We start from the raw sequence: 12,082 nt of genomic DNA on the forward strand, positions 1-12,082 counted from the left end.
ATTTCTTCTTTCCAATGTTCAAGCGTCACCGCAACACTTATACTTTCTTCCACATGTGTATGTTTGAATTAGAACAATTAAATATAGAAATAATCAAACAATACTTGATGAAACTCATTAATAAAGGATTGTCATCAAGTATTGTACAAAGTATTAAGAATGTCTTAAAAGCAATCTATATCACCTATGAAGATCAATATGGTTTAAACCATATTGATTTTTCATTAGTTAAAATAGAACAAGATAAAAAAGAAAATGAATATCTAACAGATAAACAATTTAATCAATTACATCAATACTGTATGAAAGAAAAGAATGATATATGTTTAAGTATCTTACTTGCTATGGATACAGGTATGATGATAGGAGAAATGTGTGCTTTAAAAGTAAGTGATATAGATTTAGATAAACAATTGATTCATATAAGTAAAAGAACACAAAGGATTAAAAATGATGAAGAGGGATCTAAAACTGTTTATGATATTTATGAAGTTGAATGGCCTATTTTAAGAGATATTACAATTCCAAAGGAGTTGTTTTTTTATTTACAAGAATATTTAGATTGTGTTGATAAAGATTGCTATTTAACTTCTTGTCAAGATGTAGTGAGTGATTTTACTAAGTTACAAAGAGGTTTAGATCGTATAGGACATATTTTAGGTTTTAAGACGACTTTTAAGGATTTAAGGAATATGTATAAGGAAAGATGTTTAAGAAGTTGTATGGATATACATATTGTTATGGAGTTATTAGGTGTTCAATCTATGAAACTATCTCTTCCAGAAAATTATAAAAGTTCTGATGAAGAAAAGAAAAAACAAATAAACAAATTATAGCCAATGGAAAGACCATTGGCTATTTTTGTATTTTAATTTTATGTTAATTATAGAGAATTAAAGATAGTGTGCTTTAATCGATAATATCATTAACTGGGCTATGAAGAGGATGACGAACGTCATTTTCTTTATCATAGCTTATTTTATTTTGGATGTTTGTTTGATAATCTTTTTTGAATAAACAAGAAAAGATCACATTTAAAATATATTCAATTGATGTTTGTGATGCAAAAGGGGCAATCTTGGTAAAAATCTTTTCACGTGATCCAATATTTAAAATATAGTTAGCATAATGAGAAAGACGATTGTCACCAATTGAAGTTAAAATAATGATAGGTGTTTTCTTTTCTTTTAATATTTTTGCTATTTTAATAAGTTCATTGGTTTCACCTGAATAAGAAATAATCATTGCTATTTTGTTTTCATTGGAATTATAAGACATAAAGACTTGTTCTCCAGCAAGCATTTTGAGATTAACGTTTCTTTGTATTCGCATCATTTTATGTTGGAAAGACATAGCTGCAAGTAATGAATTTCCTGTTCCATAAATATCAATATCTTTGTTTTGATCAAGTAGTTCAACTATTTGATGAAGTTGTTCAAAATCAATCAATTGGATGGTTTCCGCGATGACTTCTTGATTTAAACTAGCTAGTTTATAAGCAATCATGGAATCATTATCTTCTTCATTAAAGGGAAAATTAACATCTATACGATCTGTATGAGCTAAATCAAATTGTAATTCAGCAGAATATTTGATTTTAAAATCACCATAGCCTTCTAATCCTAATTTATGGCAAAGTCTTACAATCGTGGCTGGAGAAGTATAGGTTTTTTTAGCAAGTTCTTTAATTGAAAGATTTAAAACTTTTTCTCCCTCGTTTAATATATAATGGGCGATTTCTTTTTCTGAATGGGAGAAATCAAGCTCAAATTCTAGTTGTGTCATTATACTCATTTTATATCACCATTTATAGTATAACATGAAACAAAGTTTCATGAAATGGCTTTTATTTAAATTAAATATGAAACATTATAAAAAGGAAAGTTGAAGATATTTACTTTCGAGATGAGATGATTAAAATGTTATGTGGATATAAAAGAAGGAGAACATTTTATGGAAAGAAAATTACCAAAAGATTTTTATTGGGGTGGATCAGTTTCATCATTCCAAACAGAAGGACATAGAAATGAAGGAGGAAAAGGTTTATGTGTTTATGATGTAAGACCTATGAATCCTGAATTTTCTGATTGGAACGATGCTATTGATGAATATACTCGTTATGATGAAGATATTGCATTAATGAAAGGTATGGGATTCAACTTTTATCGTTTCTCTATTTGTTGGTCTCGTATTATTCCTAATGGAACATTAGATGAACCAGTTAATGAAGAAGGAGTTAAATTCTATAGTGATTTAATTGATAAGTTATTAGCTGCTGGTATCGAACCAATGATTACATTAGTTCATTTTGATATGCCTTATCATTTAGTAAAAGAATATAATGGGTTTGCATCTCGTTATGTTGTAGATTGTTTTGAAAGATATGCTAAAGTTTGTATTGAAAGATTTGGAGATCGTGTTAAACATTGGATGTCATTCAATGAACAAAACTTACACAGTATGATGTTACGTGTATCTAATGCTGAAGTTATTCCTGAAGGCGTTAGTTATCCAAAACACTTATATCAAGTAAACCACAATGTTATGATGGCTCACTGTAAAGCTGTTCGTGCTTTAAGACAAATGCAACCAGATGCTAAATTCTGTGGAATGGGTGCTATTACTAATATTTATGCTTATGAAAATAGTCCAGAAAATAATTTCTTTGCTACTAAAGGATATAATTTATTAAATGGTTTCTTAGTTGATACATTTGCTCAAGGTAAATATCCTGATTATTGGAATGCTTATCTTGAAAACAGAGGATGGATGCCTACTTTTGAAGAAGGTGACGAAGAATTATTAAAATATACTGTTGATTATATTGCTTTCTCTTATTATCGTTCAAACACTGTTAAAACAGGTGAATTTGATTATGAAAGACCAGCTCATGAATGTGTAAATGAAAAACAAATTAAAAATCCTCATTGTGAAGCAAATGAATGGGATTGGGAAATCGATCCAGTTGGATTTAGATGGACATTAAATGATTTACATCATAGAACAGGTCTTCCAGTATTCGTTCTTGAAAATGGTATTGGTTGGCGTGAAGATATGAGTCAAGAAGAAGTAGATCAAATGTTAGCTGAAGGTCGTACAATTGAAGATGATTATCGTATTAATTATCATAGAGATCATATCAAAGAAATGGAAAATGCAATCTTTGAAGATGGTGTAGATTGTTTAGGATATATTACTTGGGGACCAATTGATATTCTAGCAAGTATGTGTAACATGGATAAACGTTATGGATTTGTTTATGTAAATAGAACAAATAAAGATTTAAGAGATATGAAACGTATTCCTAAAAAATCATATCAATGGATCAAAAAAGCATTCGAATCAAACGGTGCTGATTTAGACTAATAATATGTATTTTAGCCTGTTGACAAAATAATTTGTTGACAGGCTTTTATTGTATAAGAAACAATTATTTTTTGGATAATCCGTCCATTAAAAGAAGAAAAAAGGAAAGATAAAATAATAAAAAAGGGAATATTTTTGAATTAAATTTGAGACAAAATAGAGAAGGATATATGATACAATTTATTTGTAACAAATCTAGATAAGTTACCTCAAATCAATAAGAAAGCAGGTTGATCCTAACAAATAACTTAACACCTGCTAGTGCCTGTCGTTCCTTCTTCAGTAATGATACCTATTTTGCTTCTTTTTCTAATGCCACCTTGTTTGATGGAAAACAGGTCATTCATCCTGAAAGACGTGTTCGTTATGAAAATAATATGTCACTTATTATTGATGATACAAAGAGTACAGAAGATAAAAAAAGAAGAAGAGATATTGTCGTAAAAACGGATATTAATGGTGTCTATTGTCTTCTTAGTATTGAACGTCAAAGTACGATTGATAAGAATATGGTGATGCGATATGGCAATTATGAAATGATGGAATATTTAAAACAGTTAAAGAACAAAAAGAATAAAAGACTGGGTCCACAGTTTACGATTGTCTTTTATACAGAGCCAAAGAAATGGAATACCCTTTTAAAATTAAGTGATTACTTTGATATACCAGAAGAATTAAAGAAATACTTCAATGACTGGAAAATTATTTTAGTAGATGTCAAAGAAATAGATACAAGTAAAATCAAAGATGAACAAACAAGATATTTTCTAGAAGCTATCCAAGAGATGTATAAAGGAAACTTTGAAGGATTACATCGAAGAATAAAGATGAATAGAGATAACTTTATTTATGCAGCCATCATTACAGGAAGCCTAGATTTAATTAGAGACTTACCAGAAGGAATATGTGTGAGGGAATGGAAAGAATGGCAGAAGGATTTAGAAATGAAGGTAGAAATGAAGGAAAACTTGAAGAAAAGAGAAGTACGCTAAAAAAGCAATTAGAAATCAAACTAGGAACTATTTCAAATAATCTAGAATTACAACTAACAAGTGCAACATTAGAAAAACTGAATATATTAACACGTAATATATTTAATATTACAAATGAAGAGGACGTTTTAAGAATTATTAATTAATAAGTTAATATCTAAGCAAGAAAAAGCAAGTCAAATAAAATGGCTTGCTTTGACTGTTGAAAAAATAAAAATCAACAGTTTTTTCTTTTGTTAAGTTGAAATATATACTATTATATATGTCGTGGATGACTTCGTTCCAATTACGTAAAATTTGAAGCTCCACGGCTTTTTATATAGAAATTAAATCAATAAAAAGTAAGAACATGATAAGAAGTCAAAGAATAGGGTATGAAAGAGGAAAAATTTCTTAAAGTTATTTAATAAACTTTTTTCTATAGAAAACATCAAGTATTTGAGAATTTTTCTTTACAACATTATGCTCAAATATTTAATATATTTATTAGAAAAGAAAAAAAGATAGGAGATAATATTATGGAATTTAAAGATGTTATTCAAAACCGATATTCATGTAAAGACTTTTCTACACAACAAATAGAAAAAGAAAAATTAACGGAAATATTAGAAGCAGGAAGAGTTGCTCCAACGGCTAAAAACTTGCAAGAACAAAAAATCTATGTTGTTCAATCAAAAGAATATTTAGATAAAATAGATGCATGTACACCTTGTCGTTATCATGCACCTACTGTTTTAGTTGTAGCTTATGATAAAAACAATGTTTTTGATTATCCAGGTAATGAAAGAAATTCAGGAATTGAAGATGCTACCATTGTAGCCACCCATTTAATGTTGGCTGCTTATAATGCAGGAATTGATAGTTGTTGGATCAATTTCTTTAATCCTCAAGAAATGAAAAAAGCTTTAGATTTACCTGAAAATGAAGAAGTTGTTATGATGTTGGATTTAGGATATGGAAATCAAAAAGAACCACTTCCTAATCATCATTTAAAAAAAGAATTGGCTGAAACAGTTAAATACTTATAATTTTTATAACAAAATAATCTTTGCTTGTTTTGTTATTTTTTTGTTACAATTAGGGTAAGAGGTGAGCTAGATGAAGCTGTTATTTAAACAACAACCATCTTTTATTTTTCGCTTTTATGTAACAAATCAAAATAATGAATGGTTATATATTATAAAAAAATGGCAATTATGTATCAACTTTATATATATGATGCTCATGAAAATATTGTTGCTAAGATTGAAGAAGATCCTAAATCAGCTGTTTTTTTATTTATAAAAATGAGGAATATATTTGTGCTGTAGAAAAAGGGTTTTCTTATTTTATTCCTTATTTTTTAGTGGATTATCGAAAATGGAATGTTGGTGGAGAATATGTTGAATATAATTATGAAATAAAAGATGAAAATGATTATCTTATTGGAAGAATTGAAAAAAGATCATAAAATATTTTAGATACATATGATATTTCAGTTGATTTAAAGGAAGATATTTTAGATTTCGTCATTTTAACAACCGTAATAGATATTGAAAAATCAAGAAGAAATAGACATTATTAAAATAATTGGAGGGAATCTTATGAAACTATTATTTAAACAGCGTATTTTTTCATGGCTAGACAGTTATGATATATATGATGAAAAGGGGGAAACTGTCTATACAGTGAAAGGACAACTCAGTTTTGGACATAAACTTTTTATTTATAATAAGTATGGTGAACATATTGGTACGATCAAAGAAGAAATATTAACGTTTTTACCACGTTTTGCTTTATATGAAAATGATGAATATATTGGTAAAATTACCAAAGAGTTTACTTTCTTTAAACCTAAATTTATTTTAGATTATAAAGATTGGCAAATAGAAGGAAATTTTTGGGAATGGGATTATCAGATCGTGGATTATTCAGGAAATATTATTGGTTTAATTAATAAAGAAATCTTTCATATGAGTGATACATATTCTTTAACAATAGAACATGACGAAGATGCCTTTTATGTTTTGATGATTGTTCTTGCGATAGATGCTCAAAAATGTAGTCAAAATAAATGATTGTAAGTCAATCATTTTATTTTCTTAAAAAATTAGCACTCTGTGCTTGACTATGCTAAAACAAAGTAATATACTATCTTTAGCATTTAAATAACGGGAGTGCTAAAGGAGGATATATTATGGCAGAAAAAAAACAATTTAAAGCAGAATCGAAAAGATTATTAGACTTAATGATTAATTCTATATATACACATAAGGAAATCTTTTTAAGAGAATTGATTTCTAATGCAAGTGATGCAACAGATAAACTTTATTATAAAGCATTAACAGAAAATATTTCTGAAATCAATAAAAGTGATCTTACAATTGATTTAGCTTTTGATAAAGAAAATAGAACATTGACTGTTACTGATCATGGTATTGGAATGAATAAAGAAGAACTAGAAGAACATTTAGGTACGATTGCTAATAGTGGTTCTTTCAAATTTAAAAATGAAACTGAAAGTGATGATATTGATATCATCGGACAATTTGGAGTTGGTTTCTATTCAGCATTTATGGTTGCTAAAAAAGTAGAAGTTTCTTCAAGAGCTTATGGTAGTGATCAAGGATATACATGGGTATCTGAAGCAAGTGATGGTTATGAAATCTTTGAAACAGATAACTTACCAACAGGAACAACAATTAAACTTTATTTAAAAGATAATACAGAAGAAGAAAATTATGATGATTATTTAGATCAATATCATATCGAATCTTTAGTTAAAAAATATTCTGATTATGTACATTATCCAATTAAAATGGATGTGACAACATCTAAGAAAAAAGAAGATAGTGATGAATATGAAGATGTTGTTGAAAATAAAACATTAAATTCAATGGTTCCTTTATGGAAAAGAAATAAAAAAGATATTAAAGATGAAGAATATAATGAATTCTATAAAGATAAATTCAATGATTTCTCTGATCCAATGAAAGTCATTCATACATCTGTAGAAGGAAATGTTTCTTATGATGCATTATTGTTTATTCCAAGTCAACCACCAATGAATTTCTATTCAAATGATTATGAAAAAGGATTACAACTTTATAGTCGAGGTGTCTTTATCATGGATAAAGCAAGTGATTTAATTCCAGAACACTTTAGATTTGTTAAAGGGTTAGTTGATTCACAAGATTTATCATTAAATATTTCAAGAGAAATGTTACAACATGACCGTCAATTAAAAGTCATCGCTGATCGTATTGAAAAGAAAATCCAAAGTGAACTTACAAATATGTTGAAAAAAGATCGTGAAACATATGAAAAATTCTTTAAAAACTTTGGTTTACAATTAAAATTTGGTATTTATCAAAGCTATGGAATGTTAAAAGATAAATTACAAGATTTACTTTTATTCTACTCTGGTAAAGAAGAAAAAATGATTACTTTAAAAGAATATGTTGAAAACATGAAAGAAGGACAAACAGAAATTTACTTTGCAAGTGGTGAAACAAAAGAAAAGATTTCTCATTTACCACAAGTAGAAGCTGTTAGAGATCGTGACTTTGATGTTTTATACATGATGGATAATGTTGATGAATTCATGATTCAAATGATGAGAGATTATGATTCTAAAGCTTTCAAAAACGTTGCTCAAGGTGATTTAAACTTAGATAGTGAAGAAGAAAAGAAAGAATTAGAAAAAATCAATGAAGATAATAAATCATTATTAGAATCATTAAAAGAAGCTTTAAAAGATAAAGTAGTGGATGTTAAAGTATCAAATAGATTAAAATCTCATCCAGTATGTTTAGTATCTGATCAAGGTGTATCTTTTGAAATGGAAAAAGTATTAAATGCAATGCCTGATGGTCAAGATGTTAAAGCAGGTAGAATTCTTGAAATCAATCCAAATCATGATATTTTCAAGGCAATTCAAAATGTTTATCAAAATAATGCAGATAAGATCAATGATTATGCTTCATTGTTATTCGATCAAGCATTATTGATTGAAGGATTATCTATTGAAGATCCAGTGGCTTTTTCAAATAAGATTTGTGAGCTTATGATTGAATTAAATAAGTAAGGCTATCATTCGATAGCCTTTTCTTTTATAATAAAAGCAGGAGAGTGAAAATTATGGAGTTACAAAATGTTTTACAACAAAGAAGAAGTATTCGTAAATATAAACAACAACCTGTAGAAAAAGAAAAAATTGAAGAAATGATTCAAGCAGCTATCTATTCAGAAAGTTGGAAAAATAGTCAAACCTCACGATATCATGTTATTCAATCAAAAGAAATGTTGGAACAATTTAAGAAAAAATGTTTACCTGAATTTAATCAAAAAAATATAGCTGATGCACCTGTTTTAATTGTGACAACATTTGTTAAAGATCGTGCAGGTTTTCAAAGAAACGGAAGTCCTGACAACGAATTACAAAATGGTTGGGGTGTTTATGATTGTGGACTAGCTAATCAAAACTTAATTCTTAAAGCAACTGAACTTGGTTTAGGAACACTTGTTATGGGAATCAGAGATGAAAGAGCGATTCGTGAACTTTTAGAAATACCTGTACAAGAAACGATTGTTTCTGTCATAGGTGTGGGTTATCCAAATATTGAACCAAGTATGCCAAAAAGAAAAACAATAGAAGAAGTGAGTACGTTTTATTAATGAAGAAATTACTGTATAAAATTTGCAAACCACATCATAAATATAAAATCAATTTGGTTGATGTTTTATTGCTTATTGAACCGGTGGTGATGAATACATCTTATTTTATGGTTGGAAGAATCTTTTTGCTTATGGCGTTAGTTCTTAACTATTTAGCACACTATCTTTGTCATGATGATTATAGCGAATTTGAAAGACGTGTCCTTGTTTCAACAATGATTATTATTGCTTTACTTCTTATCTATCTTATTATTACAGGTAAATAAAAAATCCACTTTGGGGTGGATTTTTTGTTTATTTATAAAACTCAATAATATTTTGATAATCATTTTTTAAACTAAAGTTTGCAGAAACAAAATAGAAATGATTTTCTTTTTTATACAGTAAAGTATCATACGATGTATCAAGTTTAAAGAGATAAGTGTTTTTATCGATTTTAATAACAGGAACATCATCATACGTTTTTAAATAACGTTTAAAGAAAGTGTTTGTTTTGTCAGTTGATTTAAAACAATAATCTTTACTATACATGAGATCACCTTGGTTGTTTTCTTCAAAATAAGAAGTAGATTCAACAATAAAACTTTTAGTATATTTGTAGTTTGGATATTTTTTTAAATTTGTTTCTTTATCAAATGTTTGCAAGGTTAAAATATTTTGATTTAAAGGAATATCTTTTCTATCAGTAACATCTAAAATACATCCAAGTATAGCCACTACACAAGTAACTATAGTCATAGCGTAGAAGATATGTTTAATAATCTTTCCAAAGCTTTTTTGACAGGCTAAAACAATTTTATAAAGGCAACGAATAAGAATTGTCGCAAATAGAAGAAGAGGTAAGTAATGAATTAAAATACTTCCATTTGTAAGAAATTCTTGAATCTGATTTTTTTGTAAAACAAGCTGTGCGACAAAAAAAGAAAAGAAAATCCATAAAACAAAATAAGTGGTTGCAGAGATTTTACGAGTACTTAAGTATTCATCAATTGCTTTTTGTCTTTCTTTAGGTAAAGCACGTTTATTATCTGTTGTAAAAATAATAAATTTTCCTATTTTACCATAATAATCAAACATTTGTTTTTCATATTCATTAATAAAATCATGTAATGCTTTTCTTTTAGGGGTTGCTGGTTTTTTGATTAGTAAATCTACATGGAAGTAGTAGTGTTTCTCATTTTTTTCAAAACGGCTGATTTTACCTAAAGAAGTAGGATTGTAACCTTGTTTAGATAACTCATTCAAGGTGTTTTCTAATTGTTTATATTCAGTTATATCATAATCTAATAATTTATACATATGTGACTCCTTTGACTGTTACATCATAACAAAAATAGTCATGGAAATCCATGACTATTGATTAAATGCAGAATCAACTTCATAATCAGGTTTGAAGTTTTCTTCTTCTAACATATAAGATTCAGCAATGTTTTGGCAATGATCACCAATACGCTCTAAGTTGGATAAGATATCAACGTATGTAGAATTGACAATAACTGATTTTTCAGTTTTATTAGTAACACGTTGAATATGTCTTTGTTTTGCTTTTTTATTATAATAATCTAAATTACTTTCATGATCATCAACATAAATAATATCATCTAAATCATGTTTATCAAAAGCCATCATTGCATGATTCAACATTTCAATATCCATATTGATCATGGCGATAATGTCATCTTTAGCTTCTGATGAAAAATCATCTTTTTCATCATAAACAGCTTCAAAGAATTGAGTTAAGTTAATACATAAATCACCGACACGTTCTAGATCTTTAATTGATTTCATATCAGCAAAATATTCTTTTGAATCATGATCGTTTAATTGTTCATGTGAAATAAGTAATAAATATTCAGCAATCTTTTTATCTAATAAGTTGATTGCATTTTCTAATTCTTCGACTGCTTCTTTAGCAGTAGAACTTTTAGAAATAAAATATTCTCTAACATTTTCACAAGCTTCAACAGTAATAGTTCCCATTTCTAAAATCTTGTTTTTAGCGATAGCTAAAGCATGAGAAGGGAACAATTGAACCACATGAGGATCTAATTCTGATAAATCCATTTGTAATTCTTTTGAATGATTTGGAATAATTTTTTTAATAATAACAACAATCTTATTAATAAATGGAAAGAACAAGATGGTTGTTACTATGTTAAAGATACCATGAGCTACTGCAAGTTGTAATTCAGGAGACATTGTACTTACTGAATTAATATATTGAATCAACATGGTAAATGGTGATAAAACAATCATAAATAGAACAGAACCAATGACGTTAAATAAAACGTGGAAGAATGCTGCTCTTTTAGCGGGAATAGATCCACCAATAGAGGCAAGAACAGCTGTAATTGTCGTTCCAATATTTGATCCAAATAAAAATGGTAAAGCAATATTTAAACCAATAGCACCGGCACCATACATTTGTTGAACAATTGCAATCGTTGCAGCTGATGATTGAATTGCACATGTAAGAATTGTTCCACCAAGTAAACCAAGCCAAGGGCTCTTCATTAAAAATTCGGTAATTTGTGTAAATTCTGGAACTTCAGAAATCATTGATAAATTGTTTCCCATTAAATCAAGTCCATAGAATAAACAACCAAATCCAAAAATAATTTGTGATAAATATTTTGTTTTTTTGTTTTTAGAAAACATTGAAACAAACGCACCAATAATAATGAAATAAACCGCATATTTAGAAATCTTTAAACCAACTAAAACAGAAGTAATAACTGTTCCAATATTGGCCCCCATAATAATTCCTACTGCTTGATTTAAATTCATCAAACCAGAACGAATCAATCCAATTGTAAGGGCTGTTGTTCCTGAACTTGATTGAATTAAACACGTAACTAAAGCCCCAATTAAAATTCCTTTTACAGGACTTGAGGTGTATTTATCAATAATGTCCTTTAATTTATCTCCGGCATAACTTTTTAAACCATCACCCATATAATCGATACCAAATAAAAATAAACCAAGCCCTGCCAGAATTAAAGGCCAGTTGATATCTGCTAATGTCATAAAATCACACTCCTATACATCTCATTTTAAAGGAATGTTAA

12 protein-coding genes are annotated in these 12,082 nt (G+C 28.0%); 9 read left to right on the forward strand and 3 right to left on the reverse strand.

Translation table 11 applies throughout. The features are described 5' to 3' along the window. The coding region (locus tag OCV55_RS05340; protein WP_267309825.1) for a tyrosine-type recombinase/integrase at positions 1–836 on the forward strand (836 nt) is incomplete at its 5' end. Between the two features lie 73 nt (positions 837–909). Here the strand turns inward: OCV55_RS05340 and OCV55_RS05345 are convergent. Continuing rightward, on the reverse strand, positions 910–1,794 hold the full coding sequence (locus tag OCV55_RS05345) for a MurR/RpiR family transcriptional regulator (protein ID WP_147580021.1): 885 nt from the start codon (positions 1,792–1,794) through the stop codon (positions 910–912). Between the two features lie 159 nt (positions 1,795–1,953). Here OCV55_RS05345 and OCV55_RS05350 point away from each other — a divergent pair, with 159 nt between their 5' ends. The 8 genes from OCV55_RS05350 to OCV55_RS05385 all read left to right on the forward strand — a co-directional run bounded on the left by OCV55_RS05350 (position 1,954) and on the right by OCV55_RS05385 (position 9,280). Further along, positions 1,954–3,366, forward strand: coding sequence for a glycoside hydrolase family 1 protein (locus OCV55_RS05350; protein ID WP_032091338.1), 1,413 nt, complete (start codon positions 1,954–1,956; stop codon positions 3,364–3,366). A 230-nt stretch (positions 3,367–3,596) separates the two neighbouring features. Continuing rightward, positions 3,597–4,358: an Rpn family recombination-promoting nuclease/putative transposase gene (locus OCV55_RS05355; RefSeq protein WP_147580022.1), complete on the forward strand. Its 762-nt coding sequence runs from the start codon at positions 3,597–3,599 to the stop codon at positions 4,356–4,358. Then, positions 4,292–4,504 (forward strand): DUF4351 domain-containing protein, encoded by a 213-nt coding sequence (locus tag OCV55_RS05360; protein ID WP_267309826.1) that lies wholly within the window; start codon positions 4,292–4,294, stop codon positions 4,502–4,504. Before OCV55_RS05355 ends, OCV55_RS05360 begins: the two co-directional genes overlap by 67 nt. Before the next feature lie 372 nt (positions 4,505–4,876). Continuing rightward, a complete protein-coding gene (locus OCV55_RS05365) occupies positions 4,877–5,386 on the forward strand; it encodes a nitroreductase family protein (protein WP_032091336.1) in 510 nt (169 codons plus the stop codon). Positions 5,387–5,941: 555 nt separating this feature from the next. Next, the gene (locus tag OCV55_RS05370; protein WP_032091335.1) at positions 5,942–6,415 is read left to right on the forward strand and encodes an LURP-one-related/scramblase family protein; all 474 of its coding nucleotides are present in this window, start codon (positions 5,942–5,944) and stop codon (positions 6,413–6,415) included. Positions 6,416–6,534: 119 nt separating this feature from the next. Continuing rightward, a complete protein-coding gene (gene htpG / locus OCV55_RS05375; RefSeq protein ID WP_022001736.1) occupies positions 6,535–8,424 on the forward strand; it encodes a molecular chaperone HtpG in 1,890 nt (629 codons plus the stop codon). A gap of 53 nt (positions 8,425–8,477) precedes the next feature. Continuing rightward, entirely contained in the window at positions 8,478–9,014 is a 537-nt protein-coding gene (locus tag OCV55_RS05380) for a nitroreductase family protein (protein ID WP_147580024.1), read from the forward strand. Further along, positions 9,014–9,280, forward strand: a complete 267-nt coding sequence (locus OCV55_RS05385; protein ID WP_032091332.1) for a hypothetical protein — start codon at positions 9,014–9,016, stop codon at positions 9,278–9,280. Before OCV55_RS05380 ends, OCV55_RS05385 begins: the two co-directional genes overlap by 1 nt. A 28-nt stretch (positions 9,281–9,308) precedes the next feature. Here OCV55_RS05385 and OCV55_RS05390 read toward each other — a convergent pair whose 3' ends face one another. Both OCV55_RS05390 and OCV55_RS05395 read right to left on the reverse strand, forming a co-directional pair. Next, positions 9,309–10,313 carry a DUF2812 domain-containing protein gene (locus tag OCV55_RS05390; protein WP_147580025.1) on the reverse strand — a complete coding sequence of 335 codons (1,005 nt, stop codon included), beginning with the start codon at positions 10,311–10,313 and terminating at the stop codon, positions 9,309–9,311. 54 nt (positions 10,314–10,367) lie between these two features. Beyond that, positions 10,368–12,041 carry a Na/Pi cotransporter family protein gene (locus OCV55_RS05395; RefSeq protein ID WP_147580026.1) on the reverse strand — a complete coding sequence of 558 codons (1,674 nt, stop codon included), beginning with the start codon at positions 12,039–12,041 and terminating at the stop codon, positions 10,368–10,370. Positions 12,042–12,082 lie beyond the last annotated feature (41 nt).

It is taken from the genome of [Clostridium] ammoniilyticum (assembly GCF_025566905.1).
Classification (GTDB): Bacteria; Bacillota_I; Bacilli_A; order Erysipelotrichales; family Coprobacillaceae; genus Faecalibacillus; species Faecalibacillus intestinalis.